23 protein-coding genes are annotated in these 24,123 nt (G+C 64.5%); 16 read left to right on the top strand and 7 right to left on the bottom strand.

Features of this window, described 5'->3' with window-relative positions; all coding sequences use genetic code 11:
- Positions 1–62 precede the first annotated feature (62 nt).
- A complete protein-coding gene (locus L0U81_RS08990; protein WP_233801875.1) occupies positions 63–1,043 on the bottom strand; it encodes an amidohydrolase family protein in 981 nt (326 codons plus the stop codon).
- Positions 1,044–1,169: 126 nt separating this feature from the next.
- Entirely contained in the window at positions 1,170–2,453 is a 1,284-nt protein-coding gene (locus L0U81_RS08985) for an MFS transporter (RefSeq protein WP_233801873.1), read from the bottom strand.
- A gap of 137 nt (positions 2,454–2,590) precedes the next feature.
- Between L0U81_RS08985 and L0U81_RS08980 the strand changes: the two genes are divergently transcribed.
- From L0U81_RS08980 to L0U81_RS08925, 12 genes are all read left to right on the top strand, one after another.
- Positions 2,591–3,493, top strand: a complete 903-nt coding sequence (locus L0U81_RS08980) for a LysR family transcriptional regulator (RefSeq protein ID WP_233801871.1) — start codon at positions 2,591–2,593, stop codon at positions 3,491–3,493.
- Between the two features lie 120 nt (positions 3,494–3,613).
- Complete coding sequence (locus L0U81_RS08975; protein WP_233801869.1) at positions 3,614–4,213, top strand: 2'-5' RNA ligase family protein; 600 nt, start codon at positions 3,614–3,616, stop codon at positions 4,211–4,213.
- A 497-nt stretch (positions 4,214–4,710) separates the two neighbouring features.
- Positions 4,711–5,112, top strand: coding sequence for a DnaJ family domain-containing protein (locus L0U81_RS08970; RefSeq protein WP_233801867.1), 402 nt, complete (start codon positions 4,711–4,713; stop codon positions 5,110–5,112).
- Entirely contained in the window at positions 5,109–5,801 is a 693-nt protein-coding gene (gene tadA / locus L0U81_RS08965; RefSeq protein WP_233801865.1) for a tRNA adenosine(34) deaminase TadA, read from the top strand. The genes L0U81_RS08970 and tadA overlap by 4 nt, the downstream gene beginning before the upstream one ends.
- A 26-nt stretch (positions 5,802–5,827) precedes the next feature.
- On the top strand, positions 5,828–6,754 hold the full coding sequence (ldcA, locus tag L0U81_RS08960; RefSeq protein ID WP_233801863.1) for a muramoyltetrapeptide carboxypeptidase: 927 nt from the start codon (positions 5,828–5,830) through the stop codon (positions 6,752–6,754).
- Positions 6,755–7,074: 320 nt separating this feature from the next.
- Complete coding sequence (locus tag L0U81_RS08955; RefSeq protein ID WP_233801861.1) at positions 7,075–7,818, top strand: GntR family transcriptional regulator; 744 nt, start codon at positions 7,075–7,077, stop codon at positions 7,816–7,818.
- A gap of 338 nt (positions 7,819–8,156) precedes the next feature.
- Positions 8,157–9,638 carry an NCS1 family nucleobase:cation symporter-1 gene (locus L0U81_RS08950; protein ID WP_233801859.1) on the top strand — a complete coding sequence of 494 codons (1,482 nt, stop codon included), beginning with the start codon at positions 8,157–8,159 and terminating at the stop codon, positions 9,636–9,638.
- A gap of 59 nt (positions 9,639–9,697) precedes the next feature.
- On the top strand, positions 9,698–10,480 hold the full coding sequence (locus tag L0U81_RS08945; RefSeq protein ID WP_233801857.1) for an aspartate/glutamate racemase family protein: 783 nt from the start codon (positions 9,698–9,700) through the stop codon (positions 10,478–10,480).
- 197 nt (positions 10,481–10,677) lie between these two features.
- Complete coding sequence (puuE, locus tag L0U81_RS08940; protein ID WP_233801855.1) at positions 10,678–11,628, top strand: allantoinase PuuE; 951 nt, start codon at positions 10,678–10,680, stop codon at positions 11,626–11,628.
- Positions 11,625–12,146, top strand: a complete 522-nt coding sequence (gene uraD / locus L0U81_RS08935; protein WP_233801853.1) for a 2-oxo-4-hydroxy-4-carboxy-5-ureidoimidazoline decarboxylase — start codon at positions 11,625–11,627, stop codon at positions 12,144–12,146. Before puuE ends, uraD begins: the two co-directional genes overlap by 4 nt.
- A gap of 66 nt (positions 12,147–12,212) precedes the next feature.
- Positions 12,213–13,223, top strand: coding sequence for an allantoicase (alc, locus tag L0U81_RS08930; RefSeq protein ID WP_233801851.1), 1,011 nt, complete (start codon positions 12,213–12,215; stop codon positions 13,221–13,223).
- Entirely contained in the window at positions 13,220–13,732 is a 513-nt protein-coding gene (locus L0U81_RS08925; RefSeq protein WP_233801849.1) for an ureidoglycolate lyase, read from the top strand. The genes alc and L0U81_RS08925 overlap by 4 nt, the downstream gene beginning before the upstream one ends.
- Positions 13,733–13,827: 95 nt before the next feature.
- On the opposite strand, the gene L0U81_RS08920 is transcribed toward L0U81_RS08925, so the two are convergent.
- From L0U81_RS08920 to uraH, 4 genes are all read right to left on the bottom strand, one after another.
- The gene (locus tag L0U81_RS08920; protein WP_233801847.1) at positions 13,828–15,177 is read right to left on the bottom strand and encodes a type II toxin-antitoxin system HipA family toxin; all 1,350 of its coding nucleotides are present in this window, start codon (positions 15,175–15,177) and stop codon (positions 13,828–13,830) included.
- The gene (locus L0U81_RS08915; protein WP_176379240.1) at positions 15,174–15,440 is read right to left on the bottom strand and encodes a helix-turn-helix domain-containing protein; all 267 of its coding nucleotides are present in this window, start codon (positions 15,438–15,440) and stop codon (positions 15,174–15,176) included. Before L0U81_RS08915 ends, L0U81_RS08920 begins: the two co-directional genes overlap by 4 nt.
- A 269-nt stretch (positions 15,441–15,709) precedes the next feature.
- Positions 15,710–16,903 carry a urate hydroxylase PuuD gene (locus tag L0U81_RS08910; protein ID WP_233801845.1) on the bottom strand — a complete coding sequence of 398 codons (1,194 nt, stop codon included), beginning with the start codon at positions 16,901–16,903 and terminating at the stop codon, positions 15,710–15,712.
- A 163-nt stretch (positions 16,904–17,066) separates the two neighbouring features.
- A complete protein-coding gene (gene uraH, locus L0U81_RS08905; RefSeq protein WP_233801843.1) occupies positions 17,067–17,420 on the bottom strand; it encodes a hydroxyisourate hydrolase in 354 nt (117 codons plus the stop codon).
- A 348-nt stretch (positions 17,421–17,768) separates the two neighbouring features.
- On the opposite strand from uraH, the gene L0U81_RS08900 reads away from it, so the two are divergent.
- Complete coding sequence (locus tag L0U81_RS08900) at positions 17,769–19,157, top strand: 8-oxoguanine deaminase (protein ID WP_233801841.1); 1,389 nt, start codon at positions 17,769–17,771, stop codon at positions 19,155–19,157.
- A gap of 35 nt (positions 19,158–19,192) precedes the next feature.
- On the opposite strand, the gene L0U81_RS08895 is transcribed toward L0U81_RS08900, so the two are convergent.
- Positions 19,193–20,125, bottom strand: a complete 933-nt coding sequence (locus L0U81_RS08895; protein WP_233801839.1) for a LysR substrate-binding domain-containing protein — start codon at positions 20,123–20,125, stop codon at positions 19,193–19,195.
- Positions 20,126–20,337: 212 nt separating this feature from the next.
- On the opposite strand from L0U81_RS08895, the gene L0U81_RS08890 reads away from it, so the two are divergent.
- The 3 genes from L0U81_RS08890 to L0U81_RS08880 all read left to right on the top strand — a co-directional run bounded on the left by L0U81_RS08890 (position 20,338) and on the right by L0U81_RS08880 (position 24,111).
- Positions 20,338–21,936, top strand: a complete 1,599-nt coding sequence (locus tag L0U81_RS08890; protein ID WP_233801837.1) for an ABC transporter ATP-binding protein — start codon at positions 20,338–20,340, stop codon at positions 21,934–21,936.
- 111 nt (positions 21,937–22,047) lie between these two features.
- The gene (locus L0U81_RS08885; RefSeq protein WP_233801835.1) at positions 22,048–23,154 is read left to right on the top strand and encodes an ABC transporter permease; all 1,107 of its coding nucleotides are present in this window, start codon (positions 22,048–22,050) and stop codon (positions 23,152–23,154) included.
- Positions 23,155–23,181: 27 nt separating this feature from the next.
- Positions 23,182–24,111, top strand: coding sequence for an ABC transporter permease (locus tag L0U81_RS08880; protein ID WP_233801833.1), 930 nt, complete (start codon positions 23,182–23,184; stop codon positions 24,109–24,111).
- Positions 24,112–24,123 lie beyond the last annotated feature (12 nt).

Here is a 24,123-nt window from a genome sequence, read left to right as displayed (position 1 = left end):
GCGAGGACGGAGGTGCCAGTGTATCCCGGCGCATCACGTCCTCGTTGCCGCCGCGACTCGCGTCAGAATCCGAACACCCGCAGCGCGTTGTTGCCGCGGATTGCGTCGCATTGCTCCTTCGGCAGCCGCGCGGTGTTGGCGAAGGCACCGCGAATGTCGTACACCTGATGCGGCCAGTCGGTGCCGAACATCACGCGGTCCGCGCCGACCACCGAGACGAGAAAATCGAGCGACCCCGGGCTATACGTGATGCAGTCGTAGTAGATATGACGCAGATAGTCGATCGGCTTGCGCTTCATCTTGCGGCGTTGCGGGATCTCGACCTCGTTGCCTTTCTCGAAGCGGCCGGCGAGATAAGGTAAAGCGCCACCCGCATGCGACGCGATGATCTTCAGATTCGGATACTGGTCGAAGAAGCCTTCGAAGATCATCCGCGTGATCGCGAGCGTCGTGTCGAACATGAAGCCGACGGCCCAGCTCAGATCGAACTTCGTCATGTCCATCAGTTCGGCGCCGGGCGGATCGGTCGGATGCACGAGCACCGGCAGCGCGCGACGATCGATCTCGGCCCAGATCGGCGCGAACATCGGATCGGTGAGGCTGCGTCCCCCGATATTCGCGAGCACCATTACGCCGCTCGCACCGTTCTCGCAGGTGCGGCGCAGTTCGTCGAGCGCCGCTTGCGGATACTCCCACGGCAGCGACGTGAACCAGCGGATGCGCCCGGGGTATCTGGCCTGCGCTTCGGCAATCGTGTCGTTCGATTCGCGCGCGGCGAGGCAACTGGTTTCCTGATCGCCCCAGTACACGTTCGGGCAGGTCAGCGAGACGACCGAAATGTCGATGCCCGATTCGTCCATCTGACGGATGCGCATGTCGAAATCGAAGTGGCCTTTTTGCGGAATCACGACCGGCGTGTTGCCGCGAAACATTTCCTGCTGCCCGTCGGGGCGCGTCTGGATGTTGTACGCGCCGCCGCGCCGCCGCAGCAGCTCGAGCCATTTGTGGGTGAAGATGTGCGTATGAACGTCAATCACAGGCATGCGGGATCTCCGGGAGAGAGAGTCATCGAATGAAGGCGCGGCGTGCGCCTTCAGTATCGTCGGCCGGTCGATTCGATCTCCTGATCGATTCGAATCGCCGTGCGTGTAAGAGGAAAATGGAGCGCGTTACTGGGTGGCGAACTCGTTCACCGGCGACGCGCGGTGCTTCAGCATGAGCGCGCCGATCAGGCCCAGCGCGAAGAACACGGCGCAGAAATGCGCGGGCATCATGTTGTTGCCGCTCACGTGCAGCAGCCACGTGAGCACCATCGGCGAGAAGCCGCCGAAAACGGCCGCGCCGATGTTGTATGAGATCGCGAGGCCGGTCGAACGGACTTCGGTCGGGAACAGACCGGCGAGCGCGGCCGGAATCGGCGCGTTCGACGCGCTGATCAAAAGCGCGAAAGAGAGTTCGACCGTTACGATCGACGCGAACGACGGTGCGTTGACGATCCAGTAGTAAGCGGGGTACAGCACGATCAGAAACAGCGTGAGCGCGACGCGAATCATGCGCTCGCCGCCGATGCGATCCGCCAGACAACCGAACAGTGGAATCGTCACGACGCGCAGCAGCACGCTCGCGAGCAGCACGGAAAACGGCAGCGTCACTGGCATGTGCAGGTTCTGCACCGCGTAAATCGGCAGATACGTGATGATCACGTAGGCCATCACGTTAAGCGCGGCGGACAGCGCGGTCGCGACGAACAACTCGCGCGGATAGTGCATGACGACGCGAGAGAGAGGCACCTTCATGCGCGGGCCGAGCTTCTGGAAGGCCTCGGTTTCCGGCAGATTGCGACGGATATAGAAGCCGACCGGGCCGATCAGCAGACCAAGCAGGAACGGAATACGCCACGCCCACGATTCAAGCGCCTCATGCGTGAACAGATGCGTGAGCGCGCTGCCCATCGCGACCGCAAGCAAAGCGCCGAATGCCTGCGCGAACATCTGCCAGCTGCCGTACAGATTGCGTCGTGTTTTCGGCGCGTATTCGATCAACATTGCAGTCGCGGTGCCGAATTCGCCGCCGGCCGAAATGCCTTGCAACAGACGCGCGCACAGCACGATCGCCGGCGCGATCAGGCCGATCTGCTGGAAACCCGGGGTAAGCGCGATCATCGCGGCGGCCACCGTCATCATGGCGATGACGAGCGTGAGGCCCGCCTTGCGGCCTTTGCGGTCCGCGTACATGCCGAGCAGAATCCCGCCGAGCGGCCGCACGACGAAGCCCGCGCCGAACGTCGCGGTGGTGAGCATCAGCGCGGCGTACTCGCTGTCGCTGGGGAAGAACTGCCTGGCGATGATGATCGACAGAAAGCCGAACACGACGAAGTCGTACCACTCGAGCACGTTGCCGAGCGTCGACGCCACCGCGCCGACCCAGCGTTTGCGTGAATCGATTGCTGTCACGACTGTCTCCTGTCGTTGTGCGTGTCGCTTTCTGAACGGATGCTCGATGTGTGGGAAAGCAATGTAGGGTACTGTTCGAATGAAAACAATCGAACAAAATCAATGGCTCCATAAAGTAACTTTATGATTGCGCGTTCATGACCCCAACCATCAGGCAGTTGCGCGCGTTCGCGCTCGTGTGCCGCTTCGGCGTGCTGACGCGCGCGGCCGACGAGATGTTCATCACGCAGCCGGCGGTCAGCGTATTGATCCGGCAATTGGAGGAGGCGCTCGGCCTGCGTCTGTTCGACCGTACGTCGCGCTCGCTGCGGCCGACCGCGGCCGCGCACGAAATCCTGCCGACCGTCGAGCGGATGCTGCGCGATCTCGAGTCGATCCAGTCGAGCGTGAAGGAGCTGGCCGGGCGCGAGCGCGGTCAGTTGCGCTTTGCGGCGACGCCGTCGATCGCGGCGGCGATCGTGCCGACGCTGCTCGCCGAATATCGCGCGCTGTATCCGAATATCGAGGTCTCGGTCGACGACGCCGCGCCCGACCGCCTGACCGCGTCGACGCTGACGGGCGACGTCGAGTTCGGCATCGGCACGATTAGCGAGCGGCCCGAGGGCATCACGCTGCAATGCCTTGCGCGCGACAATCTGTGCGCGTTCTGCCGCAAGGATTCGCCGCTTGCGAAGAAGCGGCGCGTGAGCTGGAAGGATGCGCTGCAGTATCCGTGGATCGGCATCAGGTCGACGAGCGGCATCCGCAAGCTGATCGACGAAACGCTGTTCACGCTCGGCATGCGCAAGGCGGTGGAATATGAGGTGTCCTATATGACGACCGGGCTCTCGATGGTGCAGGCGGGTCTCGGCATCGCGATTTTTCCGGGCATTCTGCTCGGCTCGTTTCCGCACCGCGATCTGGTTGCGCGCAGGCTCGAAGCGCCGCTCGTCACGCGCGACGTGAACCTGATCCGGCGCGCCGAGCATTCGCTGTCGCCGGCGGCCGAGTCGTTTATCGAGCTTTGGTACGAGCGCATCGGCAAGCCGGCCGGCCTATAGCGCCCTGTTTTCGCGAGCGGCCTGTGATACTGTATGAATATACAGTATCATGGCTGCAATGGGTCGCCTGTGCGGCGGTGTGCGGATCGGCAGAAAGAATCAGCGAGGGAACGAGGCGCAATGCCTGAACAACTGTGGTTGCCCGGGCTCGAGGCGCCGCCCCCGCCTACCGACGGGCTCTTTTTCGCGGTCTATCCCGACGCCAACACCGCGGCCGGTATCGCGAAGTTCGCGCAGCAGCTTTGCGTGGATGCGCGAGGGCGCAGCGGCGTGCGCGGCAAACCGCTTGCTGCGAACCGCTTGCACGTCACGCTCAGGCATCTCGGGAATTTCGCGGGCGGCCTGCCGACGGATGTGGTCGAGGCAGCGAAGCGGGCGGCGGCGTCGGTCAGCATAGCGCCGTTCACGGTCGAATTCGATGCGGTCGCGAGCTTCGCGAAAAAGCCCCGGCTCGGGCCGGCGGTGCTGGTTGGCGAGCACGGAGTGCGTGGCCTGCAAGCACTTCACGATGCGCTCGAAGCGGGGTTGAAGGCCGGCGGCATCGAGCCCGACGCGCGTTTTACGCCGCACGTGACGCTGGCGTACGGGCTGCCGTGGATCGCGCGCCGCCCGGCCGAGCCGGCGTGCTGGAATGTGCGGGAGTTTGCGCTGATGCACAGTTTGCTCGGGCGAACCCGGCATATCGTGCTCGCGCGGTGGCCGTTGGTCGGGCAGGGCTAAAGGGGGGGGCTGCGTCGAACTCGCGCCTGTCTCGCGAGCCGCCAGCTAGAACCGCACGCTCGTCCCGCAGCCGCCGGCATAGGCGCCGCCACTTGCCGCCGCGCCACCGCAAAAGACGCCGCAACCGGAAAGCAGCGCCGTCGCGGCAACCGCTGCCAACACGGCACGCTTGCTCAAGCGCCGCAGGGCGTGAGGACCGCACCTCACGGACTGCGCGGCGCAGACCGGTTGCGGATTCACGACGGGAAAAGTACGGCAGTGACCGATCGGTTTGAATGACATCGCGGCATCGACTTCGACGAGCGGAAAACATCCGCGTGCCGCGCTACTTGAGCGCCGCGCGCGTCGTGCGACCTGACGACTTACTCTAAGTCCACGTCGAAGCACCGTCAAATGCCCGATAGTCCGCGAATTGGCGGGTTTCTGCTTTCCGGTGAGCGCTGAACACCCCTGCGCTCCCTGATAGAATGCTCGGGCCGCAACGTAGTGGATTGCAGATGAAATTGCTTGATGCGCTTGTCGAACAGCGTATTGCCGCCGCCGCCGCGCGCGGAGAGTTCGACGACTTGCCGGGCGCGGGTGCGCCGCTGCCCCTGGACGACGACGCGCTGGTGCCGCAAGAGGTGCGCGTCGCCAACCGGATTCTGAAAAACGCGGGCTTCGTGCCGCCCGCTGTCGAGCAGCTTCGCGCGTTGCGCGACCTGCAAACGGAGCTGAATGCCGTGAGCGATCAGGCGACCCGTTGCCGTCTCCAGGCGCGCATGCTTGCGCTCGATATGGCGCTCGAATCGCTGCGCGGCGGCCCGATGGTCCTGCCGCGCGAATACTGCCGCCGCATCGCCGAACGTCTGTCCGAGCGCGTCGGCAATGTCGATGCGGCCGGTGCGGGTTCGCAGTGAGCGAGCCGATCATGAGTGCCGCCGCGGTTGGCTTTCCGGCCCAGGACGAGGACGGCGAGAAATCGGTTGGCGCTAGCATCGGCGAGGTTTCCTCGCCCGCGGCGGATCACGCTACGCCCGCTGCCGCCACGCCTTCCGAAAATCCCGAACTTTCCAGCGTCTCCGAACGCGACCTGCGCTTCATGGCGCTCGCCCAGGCCGCCGCCGAAGAAGCGCGCGCAGCCGGCGAAGTACCGGTCGGCGCGGTGCTCGTGCGCGGCGATGAAGTCATCGCCAGGGGCTTCAATCATCCGATCAGCGCGCACGATCCGTCTGCGCATGCCGAAATGGTCGCGCTGCGCGCCGCCGCGCAGTCGCTCGAAAACTACCGTCTGCCTGGCTGCGAGCTCTATGTGACGCTCGAGCCCTGCCTGATGTGCGCCGGCGCGATCATGCACGCCCGCATCGCACGTGTCGTGTTCGGCGCGCGCGATCCGAAAACCGGCGCGTGCGGCAGCGTCGTCGATGCGTTCGCGAATCCTCAACTGAACCATCACACGACGGTCCGCGGCGGCGTGCTCGAAGCCGAATGCGGCGCGGCGCTCAGATCGTTTTTCGCCGAGCGGCGTCGCGCGAGTCGCGAAGCGCGCGCGGCAGCGCGCGGCGAGGCGGCTGAAGGCAACGAACCGCCCCTAACCACGCCGCTTTAAAACAACAACGTCCAACGGGTCTCGCCATGACCGCTCATCGCACCATCGAACTGATTGCGCCATCCGGTTATCCGCATGATCCGGAGGTGCTGCATCGCGCGTTGCATCGGCTGCGCGCGCAGGGGCATCGTGTCGATGGGGAGGAGGCCGCGAAGCGCCGCTATCAGCGATTCGCCGGCACCGACGGCGAGCGCGCGGCCGATCTGAACCGGCTCGCCGATCCGTCGCGCGAACTGCCCGATGTCGTGCTGGCCGTGCGCGGCGGCTACGGCGCGGTGCGGATCCTGCACGGTCTCGACTACGAAGGGCTGCAGCGGCGGCTGGTCGATCAGCCGATCGCGCTGGTCGGTCACAGCGACTTCACCGCGATCCAGTTGGCGCTGCTCGCGCGCGCTGGCGTGAAGACCTTCAGCGGCCCAATGCTGATGAGCGATTTCGGCGCTGAGGAGCTCAGCGAATTCACGATGCAGCACTTCTGGTCGGCGCTGACCCAACCGACCATCACCGTCGCGAGCAACACGCCGCAGGCGCAGAGCGTCGACGTATCGGGCATGCTGTGGGGCGGCAATCTGGCGGTGGTGGCGTCGCTGGTTGGCACGCCGTACATGCCGCCGGTGCAGGGCGGCATCCTGTTTGTCGAGGACGTCAACGAGCAGCCGTTCCGCATCGAGCGGATGATCTATCAGCTGCATCTGGCCGGCATCCTCGCGCAGCAGCAGGCGCTCGTGCTCGGTGATTTCTCGGGCGGCAAGCCTTACGAGTACGACAACGGCTACGACCTGTACGCGATGATCGAGCAGGTGCGCTCGCTGATCGGCATTCCGGTCGTGACGGGACTGCAGTTCGGGCACGTTCCCAACATGCTGACATTGCCAGTCGGTGCGCACGCGCGTCTGGTCGCCAACGCGCATGGGTTCAGGCTGACGGCGTCGGGCTATCCGACTCTTGGCTAAAGCGTGCTTGGGCGGGGCAGAGGCGGGCTGATAGCCCGCTTTTTTTCCGTGTTGATAACGCAACTAACTGCCAGCGTTTCGAAACTCACTACCTTCCACACCCGCCGCCAACGGTTTCAGTTTTTGTTGACAAAAACTGGCTGCCAGCAAGCAGGCCTCGCGTTGTCCAAACGGGGTAAGATTCCCACCAGGCAGCCGCGCAGCTTGGCCTGAAGGCCGATCCGCCGCGGCGCAGCACAAAAACTGTCGAAAATCGACGCAAAAATTGTTGACAATATTTGTGTCCATCCTATGATGACCAACATACCGAGGCGCACATCATGTCCGACACCGAATCCGTCGCGAACAGTTCGAAGCCCGAAGCAATCGCCGAGCGCATCCGGGCGGCGATCCTCGAGCACCGGCTGGCACCCGGTGCGAAGCTTACTGAAGCTCAGTTATGCGAAGTATTCGGCGTGAAGCGCGGTCCGATCCGTCAGGCACTGTCGCAGCTGGCGGGGGAGCGCCTCGTCGATCTCGAGCCGAATCGCGGTGCGTTCGTCGCGAGTCCGTCGTTGCAGGAGGTGCACGAGGTGTTCGAAATGCGCCGCATCATCGAGCTGGCCGTCGTCGAAAAGATCTGTAGCGGACACGGCATGCGGCGCTTGAAGAACATCGGCAGCATGATCGGCCGGGAACGCAAGGCGTTCGAAACGCGGGATTTCCCGGCGTGGATCCGGTTGTCGGGCGAGTTTCATACGGAACTCGCGAACCTGACCGGCAACACGGTGTTGTGCGATTGCCTGAACGGACTGGTCGCGCGCTCCACGCTGATTTCCGCGCTGTGCGAATCGCTCGGACGCAGCCCGTGCTCGTTCGAGGACCACGAGGCGATTCTCGCCGCGCTCGACGCTGGCGATGCGAAGCAGGCGGCGGCGCTGATGTCGCGCCATCTGCAAAGTGTCGAGTTGAAGATGCTGGAGCGCCCCGCGCGCGGGGCAGCGGATCTGCACGAAGTATTCGGCGCGCTCGCGCCGAAAGAAACATCCACATCAACAGCCGAAGCCGACTCCACCCCAGGCTGAGGCAAGCAGCAGGCGAGCGCCCGTTCGTGGTGCGAGCCGCACTGAATTGAACTGAACCGATAGATGCACGGCCGGGCGGCCTCGCGCGAGCGCTGCCGGCCTGAACACGCACGTCCGTCGCGAGACGACGGACTTACGGATAGCGACGTATCGCCGGGAATCCGCGCGGGCTGGCGATGCGATAACCACAAATCCATCAATACGGAGACACGCGCGGCACGGCCCACGACCACGGCGCCGACTTCTTCGACCCATGCAGGGCGAGAAACGAGCAACTGGCATGGCCGATGCAACGTCCGTCGATGCTTTATCGACGGCCCCTATCCAAAGGAGGAATCATGGCTCAGTTCAGTGCAGCGCCAGGCGCTCACCCCATCTCCAACTACCCGGACGGTACAACGCAAGCCGATCCATCGATGCCAGCCGGCTACAGCGAGCGGCTCTACAACAAGGACCTCGCGCCGCTCCGCGCGCAGAACTGGACCGCGTACAACATCTTCGCGTTCTGGATGTCGGACGTGCATAGCGTCGGCGGCTATGTGTTCGCGGGGAGTCTCTTCGCGCTCGGCCTGACGAGCTGGCAGGTGCTGGTGTCGCTGCTCGTCGGCATCACGCTTGTGAACGTGCTGTGCAACCTGATCGCGAAGCCGAGCCAGCTGAACGGCGTGCCGTATCCGGTCGCGTGCCGTGCGACCTTCGGCGTGCTGGGCGCGAATGTTCCCGCGGTGATCCGCGGCCTGATCGCGGTCGCGTGGTATGGCATTCAGACGTATCTCGCGTCGAGCGCGCTCGTGATCGTCGTACTGAAGTTCGTGCCGCAATTGATGCCGTATGCGGACGTGCATCGGCATGGCCTGCTCGGTCTGTCGACGCTCGGCTGGTCCGGCTTCATGCTGCTATGGGTACTGCAGGCGCTGGTGTTCTGGCACGGCATGGAGACCATCAAGAAGTTCATCGACTTCGCCGGGCCGGCTGTCTACGTCGTGATGTTCATTCTTGCCGGCTACATGGTGTATCGCGCGGGTTGGCGCAACATCGGCATCAATCTCGGCGGCGTCAAATATCATGGCATGGAAGTGGTGCCCGTGATGATCACGGCGATCTCGCTGGTGGTGTCGTACTTCTCCGGGCCGATGCTCAATTTCGGTGACTTCTCTCGCTATGGCAAGAGCTTTCGCAGTGTCAAGAGCGGCAACTTCTGGGGCCTGCCGGTCAACTTCCTCGCGTTCTCGCTCGTCACGGTGATTACGACCGCGGCCACGTTGCCGGTGTTCGGCGAACTGATCATGGACCCGGTCGAGACGGTGGGCCGCATCGACTATCCGTTGGCGGTGATTCTCGGCGCGCTGACCTTCACGATCGCGACGATCGGCATCAACATCGTCGCGAACTTCGTGTCGCCGGCCTTCGACTTCTCGAACGTCGCACCGGGCCTGATCAGTTGGCGCGCGGGCGGCATGCTCGCCGCGGTCGCGTCGGTGTTCATCACGCCGTGGAACCTGTTCAACAATCCGGCCGTGATCCACTACACGCTCGACGTGCTCGGCAGCTTCATCGGACCTTTGTATGGTGTACTGATCGTCGACTTCTACCTCGTGAAGCGTCAGAAGATCGTGCTCGACGATCTGTACACGGTCGCGCCGAGCGGCTCGTACTGGTATCGCAACGGCGTCAACTATCGCGCGGTGGCCGCGCTGCTGCCGGCCGCACTGCTTGCGGTGCTCTGCGTGATGGTGCCGGGACTCGACGGCTTGGCGAATTTCTCGTGGTTCATCGGCGCGGGACTTGGCGCGTTGTTTTATCGGATGCTCGCACGCTGAGGTGCGCCGGGTTTTCTCGAGTTATCGCCGCAGCAACACAGAGTCGAAGAGGAGTCGCCATGCGAATCAAGCTGATCAATCCGAACACGACGCGCCGCATGACCGAGGCGATGGGGCGCTGCGCGCGCGAAGTCGCCGCGCCCGGCACCGAAGTGATCGCCGTCAATCCGACGATGGGCCCGCCGTCGATCGAAGGCTATTACGACGAAGCGCTCGCCACGCCCGGTCTGCTCGCCGAAGTCGCGGCGGGCGAGCGGGAAGGCTGCGACGGCTACGTGATCGCGTGCTTCGGCGACCCTGGTCTTTATGCGGCCCGCGAGCTAGCGCGCGGCCCGGTGATCGGCATTGCCGAGGCGGCGATGCATGCGGCGAGCGTGCTTGCACCGGGCTTCTCGGTCGTGACGACGCTCGCGCGCACCTGCGGCATGGCCTGGCATCTGGCCGAGCGCTACGGCATGAAGCGCTTCTGCCGCAACGTGCGCGCGACCGACGTCGCCGTGCTCGATCTCGACAAGCCGGGCTCGGCGGCGCGCCGCATCATCCTCGACGAATGCCGGCGCGCGCTCGCCGAGGACGGCTCGGATGCGATCGTGCTCGGTTGCGCGGGCATGGCCGAACTGTGCGCGGAGATCGAGGACGCGCTCGCCGCGCCGGTGATCGAAGGCGTGACGGCGGCCGTCAAATGGACCGAGGCGCTGGTGGCGCTGCGTCTGGCGACGGCCAAGCGCGGCGACTACGCGCGGCCGCTCGCGAAGCGCTACGACGGTGCGCTCGCGTCGTTCAGCCCCGGCGCGCCGCGGGTAAACGCCGAGTCGGCGGACTCGCACATACACTCGGTGTAACACGCACTATCTGCGCGGCTGTATGGGCGCACCGGGGTGTTTTCGCTACACTGGCTCAACTCGGTGCGGCGGCTTCGGCCACCGCTGAAGCCGCTGTTCGAGCGCTTGCACGAGCCCCTCCCGCCGCCGCTGCCGAGGGGGTTCATGCCCGAGCTACACGCGAATTCCCGGTCCCGTCATTACGCCTCCGTCAAACCATGCCACTCGACCCGAACTACCCACGCGATCTGATCGGCTACGGCCGCCACCCGGTGCAGGCGAACTGGCCGGGGCGAGCGCGTGTCGCGGTGCAATTCGTCCTCAACTACGAAGAGGGCGGCGAAAATTGTGTACTGCATGGCGATCCCGCTTCCGAGCAGTTTCTGTCGGAGATCGTCGGCGCGGCGGCGTATCCGGCGCGGCACATGAGCATGGAGTCGATCTACGAATACGGCTCTCGCGCGGGCGTGTGGCGCATCCTGCGCGAATTCGAAAAGCGCGACCTGCCGCTGACGGTGTTCGGCGTCGGCATGGCGATCGAGCGGCATCCCGAAGTGGCGCAGGCGTTCGTCGAGCTCGGGCATGAGATCGCGTGCCACGGCTACCGCTGGATTCACTATCAGGACATGTCGCCGGAGAAAGAGGCGGACCATATGCGCCTCGGCATGCAGGCGATCGAGCGCGTGACCGGCGTGCGGCCGCTCGGCTGGTACACCGGCCGCGACAGTCCAAACACGCATCGGCTGGTCGCCGAATACGGCGGCTTCCTCTATGACTCCGACTACTACGGCGACGACCTGCCGTTCTGGATGGACGTCGAAGTATCGGGCGGCAAGACCGTACCGCAACTGATCGTGCCGTACACGCTCGACACCAACGACATGCGTTTCGCCACCCCGCAAGGCTTCAACACCGCGGACCACTTCTTCACCTACCTGCGCGATGCGTTCGACGTGCTCTACGAAGAAGGCGACGAAGCGCCAAAGATGCTGTCGATCGGCATGCACTGCCGGCTTCTCGGGCGGCCGGGACGTTTTCGCGCGCTGCAGCGCTTTCTCGATCACATCGAACGGCACGATAGCGTGTGGGTGTCGCGGCGCGTCGATATCGCGCGGCACTGGCACGCGACTCATCCTTACCAGCAAGGCAGCCGCGAGGCTGCCGCATGAAGGCGATGCAATACACCCTGGACCAACTCAACAGCATCTCGGGCGGCGCGTTCGTCGCGGCGCTGTCGGGCATCTTCGAGCACTCGCCGTGGGTCGCCGAAGTCGCAGCGCGTGAGCGACCGTTCGCGAGCATCGACGAATTGCATCGCAGGATGTCGCAGATCGTCGAAACGTCGGGCGAGGACAAGCAGCTCGCGCTGATCGCCGCGCACCCGGAGCTGGCCGGCAAGGCTGCGGTGCGTGGCGAACTGACCGCCGAATCGACGCGCGAGCAAAGCGGCGCGGGTCTCGAGCAATGCACCCGGGAAGAGTTCGACAAGCTGCATGAGTTGAACCGCGCGTATCGCGAGAAATTCGGCTTTCCGTTCATTCTCGCGGTGCGCGGCTACGACCGCCACGGCATCATCGCGAACTTCGAATCGCGCGTGAACAATAGCCGCGCCGAGGAAATGCGCGCGAGCCTCGATCAGATCTATCGCATTGCACGTTTGCGGCTCGACGACCTGATCGGCGCGTGACGCGCACAGCGTCAGGCAGCGAGCCGCGGCGTTTTTTCGCATCAATCGATATCAAGGACGACACAGATGGCACTTCCGATTCTCGACCCCAACGCACCGGAATTCACGCGCCGTTACGTAAATCTGGCGGACCCGCGTCTGGGCGCGCAGGCACTCGAGGCCAGCGACGAATTCTTCGCGCCGAAGGACCGCATGCTGAATCCGGAACCGGCCGTCTTCATTCCGGGTAAGTACGACAACAACGGTAAGTGGATGGACGGCTGGGAAACGCGCCGCAAGCGCACGACGGGCTACGACTGGTGCATCGTCAAACTCGCGCGGCCGGGCGTGATCAAGGGGCTCGACCTCGACACCAGCCACTTCACCGGCAACTTCCCGCCGGCGGCGTCGGTGGAAGCGGCGCGCGTTGTCGATGGCTTGCCGAACGAGGCGACGCAATGGACCGAGATCGTGCCGTCGACCACGTTGCAGGGCAATAGCCACCACTATCTCGAAGTCGGCGACGCGAGCGCGTACACGCATCTGCGCGTGAACATCTATCCGGACGGCGGTATCGCGCGTCTGCGTGTGTACGGTCAGCCGCAGGTAGACTGGGCCGGCGCGAGCCGCGCCGAGCAGTTCGATCTCGCCGCGATGGAAAACGGCGCGTATCTGGTCGGCGCGAACAACCAGCACTTCGGCGCAGCCTCGACGCTACTGATGCCGGGTCGCGGCGTGAACATGGGCGACGGCTGGGAAACGCGCCGTCGTCGCGAGCCGGGCAACGACTGGGCGATCATCGCGCTCGCGCAGCCGGGCGTGATCCGCAAGATCGAAGTCGACACCGCGCACTTCAAGGGCAACTATCCGGATCGCTGCTCGATCCAGGCCGCGTACGTGATGGGGGGGACCGACAGCTCGCTCGTCACGCAGGCGATGTTCTGGCCGGTGCTGCTCGGCGAACAGAAACTGCAGATGGACAAGCAGCATTTCTTCGAAAGCGAGATCGCGGCGCTCGGGCCCGTCACGCATGTGCGCTTCAACATCTATCCGGACGGCGGCGTGTCTCGTTTGCGTCTGTGGGGTACGCTCGAATGAAAACGCTCGCGATCGAACCGCTGACGAAGGAAGCGTTCGCCGCATTCGGTGACGTGATCGAACTCGAAGGCGCGCAGCAGATTCCGATCAATCTCGGCACGACGATCCGCTACCACGATCTCGCCAAAATCGACGTGACCGACGAGCACGGCCGCACGCTCGTCAATCTGTTTCGTGGCGAGCCGCGCTCGTTGCCGTTCGAAGTGAAGATGCTCGAGCGTCATCCGCTCGGCAGCCAGGCGTTCGTGCCGCTGAACGACAAGCCGTATCTGGTCGTCGTCGCGCCCGTGGGCGAGCTCGACGCGACGCAGATCCGTGCGTTCGTCACGAGCGGCTGGCAGGGCGTCAATTACGCAAAAGGCGTGTGGCACCATCCGCTGATTGCGTTGGGCGAGGTGAGCGACTTCGTCGTCGTCGATCGCGGCGGGGAGGGGCTCAATCTGAACGAGCAGGATCTGGCGGAGTCGCTGTGGCTCACGGAAGATGCGTTGAGCGCGGTGGCGGTTTGATGGCAATGCAGCTGCCGGGTAGCCGGTAGGGTGGTGGCTGAAAAGAAAGGCCCGCGACGCAGGTTATGTCGCGGGCTTTTTCGCATGGGTAGCGATCAGTTTCGCCTGCCAAGCAGCGGCGAATGCCCGATGACCTCCCGTGACCGTTCGGGCGGCTCAGGCGCCGAAAATCCCGCTGCTTCGATCGCGGGCTTGAGCCCCTTGAATGGCAGGCTTTTCTTCGGCGAGCGCAGGGCTGTCATGCCGTCGTCCCACGCGTGCAGCATCTGCTTGGCGACCATGCGCCACTGCGGTTCGTTGCGCGCTGCTTCGATCAACTCGTGGCCGACGTCGACAGCCGACTCGCACAGCGCTTCGACCATCTGCGCATATTGCCGCGGCGCGATGCCCATGCGCGTGTTGAAGAATCGTTCCAGCGTTTTACCCGCTGCCCAGGTTTTCCGGCCGTCGATCGGCAAGCCTGGCGGATTGGCTGCGAAGCGCGGATAAGCCTGCGTCGTCACGACGTCGTAGACGGGCGTGAACGCCACATCGTCGATCGACGTATAGAACAGGGCGACGTTCTTGGTGTGGCAGTCCGCGTTGCGCACGACGTAGTTCGTCAGCAGTTGCCAGCCGAGCTGCTGGAGTTGCACCCGCATGGTGTCGCGAGCGAGCAGATACGCCCTGGCCGCATTGAGCATTTTCTCGGTCGTCGAGTTGTATTTTTCGTGCGGCGGCAAACCGAGCAGGCCGCACATGTCTTCCACGCCGTACGCCGGCAGCCCTTGCGCGTCGACATCGAAGCGCTCGACGATCAGCGCCCGGCCATCGTCGGACATCTGCGTGCGTGCGACGGGCGCAACCCCAAGCCGCTCCAGCACACGCATCGAATAGAACTCGTTGAAACCGAGAAAGGGCGTGTTGTCGTCCGAACCTTTGACGATGTGACGGCTCGTTCTAAGCGTCGGCTTGCCGAGTTGCAACGGCGTCGACGCGGCGGACGGCTGGGCTTCCGGCGCGATGAATTTGGGTACGACGCCCGAAATAGCCGCTCGTGCGTATTCACGGACGAGTTGCGCGAAGTGTTCGGCGGAGTTGTCGCCGTGCAGGATGTCCTGAACGTCGAGCGCCTGGAGTTCGGTGCCCGGCGCGACACCTTCGGGCGCGACCGTGACGCGGCCAATCCCCATCGAGCCCACCACCGCGAGCAGCGAGAGATCGGTTCCATCGAGCAGCGGTCCGAATTGCTCGCGGATCAGATTCAGCAGATAGCCCTCGGGCAGGTTCTGGCGGAAAAACGGATGCAGGTCGCGCGGCCAGCGCCAGGCCTCTTCGCGCACCGGCATCGTCAGACTGACGAAGTCGGTCGTGCTAGCGTCGCGGTTGTACTTGAGGACATAGTCATCGCGCTCGCGAAACAACGTGGCAACGTTTTTGCCCAGTACCTGAACGTCGAGCTTCATGGCCGCGCGTCCGGGCTGCGCTGTTCAGCGAGGATGTCTTCGAGCGTGCGTCCATGTCCGTGCGCGACGAACTTGAGGTCGTAACCGGCGGCTTCGAGCAGGCGCACGAGCACTGACACGCTCATATCGTTTTTGGCGAGCGTCTCCATGCGCGCGACGGTAGTGCGGGCAACGCCCGCGCGGCGTGCCAGTTCTTCCTGCGATAGTTTGCTGTCGCGTCGTACGGCTTTGAGCATGTCCGAGACATCGGCGAGGTTGGTCATTTGTAGCCTCAGGGTGTCAGATTTGGCGAATCTGAAATGTATTGTAGCCCAAGAGGTACAAAATGCTTATTTGTTTTTGTGACTCTAAGGCTACATTTTAGGCGTTTTTGGAAATTGTGTAGCCCTGTGGCTACAAAACGATGTATCGATCCGGCTGACTGCACACGCAGTAGTCCCAAAACAACAACGGGCTTGCCGCTCACGCGACAAGCCCGCTTCACATTCCAGCCTCTACCTTGGCGCCGGTTCTGTCATCCCGACAGCGATCCTTACTTCGCCGCGCCGCCTTCGAACCACGCGGCGATCTTCATCCGCTCGTCGTCGGTCATATGCGTGACGTTGCCAAGCGGCATCGCCTTCAACGTGACCGCCTGCTGGTAGATGCGCTGTGCGTTCTGCGAGATTTCGTCGGGCGTATCCATCAGCACGCCGGCCGGTGCGCTGCCCATCATCGTCGGATGCGCGGAGTGGCAGGCCACGCAGCGCTGCTGCAGCACCGGCGCGATGTCGGCGACCTTCAGCGCCGGCGCGTTGGCGGCTTGCGCCTGTGGCACCACCGGTCGCGGCATGGTCCACACGAGCGCGGTGCACATCAGCGCGACGCCGATTAGCGGCAGATACCACAGCACCTGGCCGCGATGGCGCATCACGAAGAACTGACGGATCAGCGCGCCGGCCAGCATGATGACGACGAGCACCGCCCAGTTGTACGGATGCGTGTAGGTCATCGCGTAGTGGTTCGACAGCATCGCGAACACGACCGGCAGCGTGAAATACGTGTTGTGCACCGAGCGCTGCTTGCCGCGCTTGCCGTAGATCGGGTTCGGCGTGTCGCCCTTGAGCATCGCGTCGACCATCTTGCGCTGGCCCGGAATGATCACGAAGAACACGTTGGCCGACATGATCGTCGCGAGCATCGCGCCCATGATCAGATACGCCGCGCGGCCCGCGAAGATATGACAGGCGAGGTACGCCGCGATCAGCACGTAAATGCCGACGCAGATGCCGAGCAGCTTGTCGCGCGTGCCGAGAATCCGGCACAGCGAGTCGTAGACGATCCAGCCGGCCGCGAGAAAACCGATCGCCGATGCGACGGCGACCACCGGCCCCATGTCGAGCACGTTCCTGTCGATCAGATAGGTGCTCGGCGAGAACAGATACAGCACGGTAAAGAGACCGAAGCCCGACAACCACGTCGTGTACGACGGCCATTTCGACCAGTGCAGGTCTTCGGGCATTTCGGGCGGCGCGACCGTGTACTTCTGCATGTTGTAGAATCCGCCGCCATGCACGTGCCACAGCTCGCCGAACACGCCGCGGCGGCGCTGGTTCGGATCCGCCGGCGGTTTCAGGCTGTTGTCGAGCGCGACGAAATAGAACGATTCGCCGATCCACGCAATCGCGGCGACGACGTGGAACCAGCGAATCGCGAGGTTCAGCCAGTCGGTGATAAAGCCTTCCATGAAACTCCTCCACTTCTGATTCGTTGTGCGCGCGATGACGCTCGGCGTCGTCGCTCATCGCGCCGACTGCGGGGTTAAAGACGCAGCGCGCGGGTTGTTATGGGTATCGCGGGGCGCTTGCGCCTGCTTGTGCCTGTTCAGGCGCGGCTCGCATCGAGGCGGCCTAGCTGCCTCGATACGTGCTGTACGAAAACGGCGACACCAGCAGCGGCACGTGATAGTGGGCGTGGGCATCGGCGACGCCGAAGCGCAGCACGACGCGATCGACGAAGCGCGGTTCCGGCACCTTCGTGCCGAGCGAGGCGAAGTAGTCGCCGGCGCCGAACACGAGCTCGTACTCGCCCGCGACGAGCGCGTCGCCTTCGAGCAGCGGTTCGTCGCAGCGGCCGTCGTGATTGGTGAATGTGGTTTTGAGCGCGCGGCGCGTGTCGCCCGCGAGCGCGAAGAGTTCGACCTTGATGCCTGCGCCGGGACGGCCGTTCGCGGTGTCGAGCACGTGGGTAGTGAGCTTGCCCATTCGCAATTGTCCTTGTGTGAATGCGAGGTGTCGGCGGCGGCCCGATCCATGACGTTTGCGGCGGATCGAGGCTCCACGTCAGTGGCTGCATACCCGTCGGCGAATTGATGCGAGCGCCGTGGCAGCCATTGTAAAAAGGATGCTCCGTTCAGCGCGCGAGCGATAGGAAAGATAATGGTTCGCGCATGATGGACAGCCAGTCGAAAGCCGCGCCGGCACATCGGCCGATCGTACCGGCGCCAAAAAAGCGCCACTATATTGGCGGTGTGAGGTTGGGTATCGCAACCGCGCGAGTTGTCAGCGGGATTTTGGCTACCGATGGTAAGCGCTGTGCGGGCGGAGAGACGAATGACGATGAACGAAGCAGTGAAGCAACCCGGCAAAACGATGCTCGTGAAGCATGCGGACGTGCTGGTCACGATGGATGGCGAGCGGCGCGAACTGCGCGACGCCGGCCTTTATATCGAGGACAACCGGATCGTCGCGGTCGCCCCGACGGATCAGTTGCCGCCCACGGCCGACGACGTGCTCGACCTGCGCGGCCACCTCGTGATTCCGGGCCTCGTCAACACGCATCACCACATGTACCAGAGCCTCACGCGCGCGATTCCTGCCGCGCAGAACGCCGAGCTGTTCGGCTGGCTCACGAATCTGTACAAGGTATGGGCGAACCTGACGCCCGACATGATCGAAGTGTCGACGCTGACCGCGATGGCCGAACTGCTGCTGTCCGGCTGCACGACCTCGAGCGACCATCTGTATATCTATCCGAACGGCAGTCGCCTCGACGACAGCATCGCGGCCGCGCGCCGGATCGGCATGCGCTTTCACGCGGCGCGCGGCAGTATGAGCGTGGGACAGAAAGACGGCGGCCTGCCGCCCGATTCGGTGGTCGAGCGCGAAGCGGACATCCTGAAGGACACGCAGCGTCTGATCGAGACGTATCACGACGAGGGTCGCTACGCGATGCTGCGCGTCGTGGTGGCGCCGTGCTCGCCGTTTTCGGTGAGCCGCGACCTGATGCGCGAATCGGCGGTGCTCGCGCGCCAGTACGGGGTGTCGATGCACACGCATCTGGCGGAGAACGTCAACGACGTCGAGTACAGCCGCGAGAAGTTCGGCATGACGCCGGCCGAGTATGCGCACGATCTCGGCTGGGTCGGCCGCGACGTATGGCATGCCCACTGCGTGCAACTCGACGACGCGGGCATCGCGCTGTTCGCGCGCACTGGCACCGGCGTCGCGCATTGTCCGTGCTCGAATATGCGGCTCGCGTCAGGCATCGCGCCGGTCAAGCGCATGCGGCTCGCGGGCGTGCCGGTCGGGCTCGGCGTCGACGGTTCCGCGTCGAACGACGGTGCACAGATGGTTGCCGAAGTCCGTCAGGCTCTGCTGCTGCAGCGCGTCGGTTTCGGGCCCGACGCGATGACCGCGCGCGAGGCGCTCGAAATCGCGACCTTGGGCGGCGCGCGCGTGCTCAATCGCGACGACATTGGTGCGCTCGCGCCCGGCATGGCCGCGGATTTCGTCGCGTTCGATCTGCGTCAGCCGCAGTTTGCCGGCGCGCTGCACGATCCGGTGGCCGCTCTGGTATTCTGCGCACCCTCGCAGGTCAGCTATAGCGTGATCGACGGCAAGGTGGTGGTGAAGAACGGGCAGCTGGCGACACTCGAACTCGGGCCGGTGATCGAGCGGCATAACCGGCTTGCGCGGCAGCTTTATGAGGCGGCGGCTTGAGGGGAAAGGGGGCGGCATCGGCGCCGCATCTCGCCTCAGGACTTGTCGATCAACGTCCGGGTCGCCTCGCCAACCAGACCGCGCAGCCAGCGCACTTCGTCGGAGTAATGCACGCGCTCGTGCCACAACTGGTAGTACTGCATCGGCGGGAAGTCGAGCGGCGCGGGCACCACGGTCAGCGGCAGGAACTTCGCGTAGTAGTCGGCAAAAAGGCGCGTTGTCGTGAAGATCAGGTCGGATTTGATCAGCACGTACGGCGCGAGATTGAAGTAGGGCAGCATGACGACCACGTGGCGCTTGAGCCGCTCGCGCGCGAGATGCACGTCGATCGCGCCGCGCTGGCCGACCGAGTAAGGTGTCGGCGCGAGATGGGGCGCGTTCAGGTACTGGTCGAGCGTGAGCCCGCCGCGTTTGGCGAACGGATGTGTGTTGCTCATCAGGCAGACGATCTGATCGACGAACAGGTTCGACAGATGCAGCTGCTCGGGCGGCTCGGGCCAGTTGCCGACGACGATGTCGAGCTTGCCGTCCTCGAGCGCGAGTTCGTAGTCGAACGCGGGGCCGAGTGAATGGAATTCGAGCGTCGCGTTCGGCGCCGCCTGGCGGAAACGTTCGACGACGGTCGGCACGAACAGTACGTTGAGGTAGTCGGGACAGCCGATCCGGTAGCAGCGGATCGACGTGGCCGGATCAAAGTTGTGCTGCTGGAACTTGATGCGCTCGATTTCGCGCAGCGCGTTCTGCACCGGTTCGAGCAGGCGCAGACCGTACTCGGTCGGCACCATGCCGGACTTGCCGCGCACGAGCAGCGGATCGCCGGTGATATCGCGCAGACGGCGCAGCGCCGCGCTGATGGCGGGTTGGGACTGGTTCAGTTTGACGGCGGCGCGCGTGACGCTGCGCTCCATCAGCAGCGTGTGCAACACGCGTAGCAGGTACGTGTCGATCGCCTCGCGTTGCTGGCTCATGGACCCTCCGGAATATATGTACTGGCTGATCGATCGGACGTAAAGGTATATGCGTTTTAGTATGAACGAAAAACGGCGTCAAGGGATGCATACCCGCAGAGCTTGTAGCGGCGCGGGTTTGCGGGAATTTTGTCAACTCGACTGAGTGGGTCGAATTAGGTATCGTCAACCGGTTGTGGTGACGGATCGTCACGAACGCACTACGGAATCTCATGAGCGACACTCCACATAGCGACGGCGCGCAATTCACCGGCGGGGCAGTCCCCCGGCTCGCGCTCACGGGCATCACGAAGCAATACCCGGCCGTGCGCGCCAACGACGACGTCACGCTCGTCGTCGCACCCGGCGAAATCCACGCGGTGCTCGGCGAGAACGGCGCGGGCAAAAGCACGCTGATGAAGATCATCTACGGCGCGGTGCGACCCGACGCCGGCGAGATCCGCTGGGAAGGCGAGACGGTTGACATCGCGAATCCGGCGGCCGCGCGCAAGCTCGGCGTCGGCATGGTGTTTCAGCACTTCTCGCTGTTCGAGACGCTGACGGTCGGCGAAAACATTGCGCTGGCGCTCGACGAACCGTTCGATCTGAAGACGCTATCCAAACGCATTCGCGAGGTGTCGGCCGACTACGGCCTCGATATCGATCCGCAGCGGCACGTGCACAGCCTGACGGTGGGCGAGCGGCAGCGCGTCGAAATCGTGCGCTGCCTGCTGCAGAATCCGCGTCTGCTGATCATGGACGAGCCGACTTCGGTGCTGACGCCGCAGGCGGTTCGCAAGCTCTTCACCACGCTGCGCCGGCTCGCCGCCGAAGGCTGCAGCATCCTCTACATCAGCCACAAGCTCGACGAAATCCAGGAACTGTGCGACACCGCGACCGTGATGCGCGGCGGCCGCGTGACCGGTCATGTGAAGCCGAAGAACGAGACGCATGCGTCGCTCGCGCAGTTGATGGTCGGCCATTCGCTGCCGGACTACACGCGGCGCGAGCACAAGCCGGGCGCGGTGCTGCTCGACGTCAGGCAGTTATCGGTCGCGAGCGACGATCCGTTCGGCACGTCGTTGCGCGACGTATCGTTCGGCGTGCATGCGGGCGAGATCTTCGGCATTGCCGGTGTGTCGGGCAACGGGCAGGCGGAACTGCTCGCGGCTTTGTCCGGAGAAAAACGCGGTGAAAAACGCAGCCTTCCGGCCGATGCGATCACGATCTGCGGCAAGCCGGCAGCGCGCCTCGGCGCGGGCGGGCGGCGCGCGCTCGGCTTCGGCTTCGTGCCCGAGGAGCGGCTCGGGCGCGGCGCGGTGCCGGCGATGAGCCTCGCCGACAACGCGCTCCTGACTGCGCATCGGCAGAACATGGTCAAGTCGGGCTGGATCAGGGCGGGCGCGATGCGCGCGTTCGCAAAGCGCTGCATCGACGCGTTCGACGTGCGCTGCGGCGGCCCTGACGCGCTCGCGCAAAGTCTGTCGGGCGGCAATCTGCAGAAATACATCATGGGCCGCGAAATCCTGCAGGCACCGAAGGTGCTGGTGGTCGCGCAGCCGACGTGGGGCGTCGATGTCGGCGCGTCCGCGTTCATCCGTCAGCAACTGCTCGATCTGTCGGCGCGCGGCGTCGCGATTCTGGTGATCTCGGAGGAGCTGGAAGAGCTATTCGATATCTGCGACCGCATCGCGGTGCTCGCGGGCGGGCGGCTCTCGCCGGTGCGCGCGACCGGTGCGACCAACGCCGAGGAAATCGGCCGCTGGATGGCGGGGCTGTTCGGCGACCGCGAGGGCGCGGCGCCTGCGGCGGACCAGCCGGCGCATGCGTGAGGCCGGGCGCGGCCTGCCGCGAGCCGGCTCACCGCGCCAACAGCCAGGACGCTAACCAGACATCCGACTGCGGACCCTGAAGAACAGAACCCGAACAATCACACGCTACCCATGATGCTTCCCTATCGACTCGAAGCCCGCACGACGCCCTCGCGCACGATGCAGCTTGCCGTGCCGCTGATCGCCGCGTTGCTGACGCTCGCGATCGGCTTCCTGATCTTCGGCCTCGTCGGCCGCGACCCGTTGCAGGCGATGCACGCGTTTTTCATCGAGCCGCTCTCCAGCATCAACGGCTGGTCCGAGCTGCTGCTGAAGGCGTCGCCGCTGTGCCTGATCGGCCTCGGTCTCGCGATCGGTTATCGCGCGAACGTGTGGAACATCGGCGCCGAGGGGCAGATGCTGCTCGGCGGCATCGCGGCGAGCGGCGTCGCGATCTACTTCGATCAGGCGAGCGGCTGGTGGATCCTGCCGACCATGATGCTCGCCGGTATCCTCGGCGGCATGGCGTGGGCCGCGATTCCCGCGTTCCTGAAGAGCCGCTTCAACACCAACGAGATTCTCGTGAGCCTGATGCTCACGTACGTCGCGACGCAGCTGCTGATCTACCTCGTGAGCGGCCCGTGGCGCGATCCGCAGGGCATGAACTTCCCGCTGTCGGAGATGTTCAGCGGCGACGCGCTGTATCCGACGCTGTATGGCGACTGGCACTGGAAATTTCTGCGCGGCACGCGCCTGAACGCCTCCGTGTTCCTTACGCTGATCGCGATTCCGCTCGTCTGGCTGTTCATGCGCAAGAGCTTCGCGGGCTACCGGATGAACGTCGGCGGACTTGCGCCGCTCGCCGCGCGCTATGCGGGGTTTTCCGACAGGAAAACCATCTGGACCTCGCTGCTGATCAGCGGCGGCCTCGCGGGCCTCGCCGGCATGGGAGAGATCGCGGGTCCGATTGGCCAGTTGCAGGCAACGTGGTCGCCGGGCTACGGCTTCACCGCGATCATCGTCGTGTTCGTCGGGCGGTTGCATCCAATTGGCATCGTGCTCGCGAGTCTCCTGATGGCGCTGCTGTACCTCGGCGGCGAAGCGGTGCAGACCTCGATGCAATTGCCGCAGGCGCTCTCGGGCGTATTCCAGGGGTTGCTGCTGTTCTGCCTGCTCGGCGCCGACCTGTTCGTGAACTACCGCGTGCGGCGCCGCTCGGCCGCTGCAGTGGCTCGTTAAGCTCGCTAATCCGCTTTCAGACTCGTTATGGATATCCAGCAAGCCACCGCGCTCACGTCGAGCGCAATCACTGCGTCGATCCCGCTGATGTTCGCGGGCGCCGGTGAACTCGTCGCCGAAAAATCCGGCGTGCTCAACCTTGGCGTGGAAGGGATGATGCTGATGGGCGCCGTCACCGGCTACGCGGTCACGTCGATCACCGGCAGCCCGTGGCTCGGCGTGCTCGCCGCGATCGGCGCCGGTCTCGCGATGTCGCTGCTGTTCGCGTTCCTCACGCTGACGATGCTCGCCAACCAGGTCGCCACCGGTTTGTCGCTGACGATCTTCGGCATCGGACTGTCCGCGTATGTGGGCAAGCCGTACACGTCGGCCGCGGTGCGCGCGACGATCGATACGTGGACGATCCCGGGGCTGTCGAAGATCCCGGTGCTCGGCCCGGCGCTGTTTACGCTCACGCCGCTCGATTACCTCGCGTTCCTGATGTTCGCCGCGATCGGCTGGTTCCTGTACCGTACGCGCGCGGGGCTCGTGCTGCGCTCGGTCGGCGAGTCGCCGCAGGTCGCGCACTCGGTCGGCTTTCCGGTGGTCGGCGTGCGCTATGGCGCGGTCGCGTTCGGCGGCGGCATGGCGGGACTCGCTGGCGGCTACTATTCGATCGTCAATCTGCACCTGTGGCAGGAAAACCTGACTTCGGGGCGCGGCTGGATCGCGCTCGCGCTGGTCGTGTTCGCGACGTGGCGGCCAGGGCGTCTCCTGATCGGCGCGCTGCTGTTCGGCGCGGTGACGGGGCTGCAGTTCTACGCGCAGGCGATCGGCGTGCCGGTGCCGACGCAGTTCCTCGCGATGTTGCCGTACGTCGCGACGATCGTCGTGCTCGCGCTGATCTCGCGCAATCCGAACACGATTCGCCTGAATGCGCCTGCCTCGCTCGGCAAGCCGTTTTTCTCGGCGGGCTAACGGCGACACACG

The organism is Paraburkholderia sp. HP33-1 (assembly GCF_021390595.1).
Classification (GTDB): domain Bacteria; phylum Pseudomonadota; class Gammaproteobacteria; order Burkholderiales; family Burkholderiaceae; genus Paraburkholderia.
The sequence above is the reverse complement of the archived record's forward strand: the minus strand, read 5'-3'. Positions and strand labels throughout refer to the sequence as shown.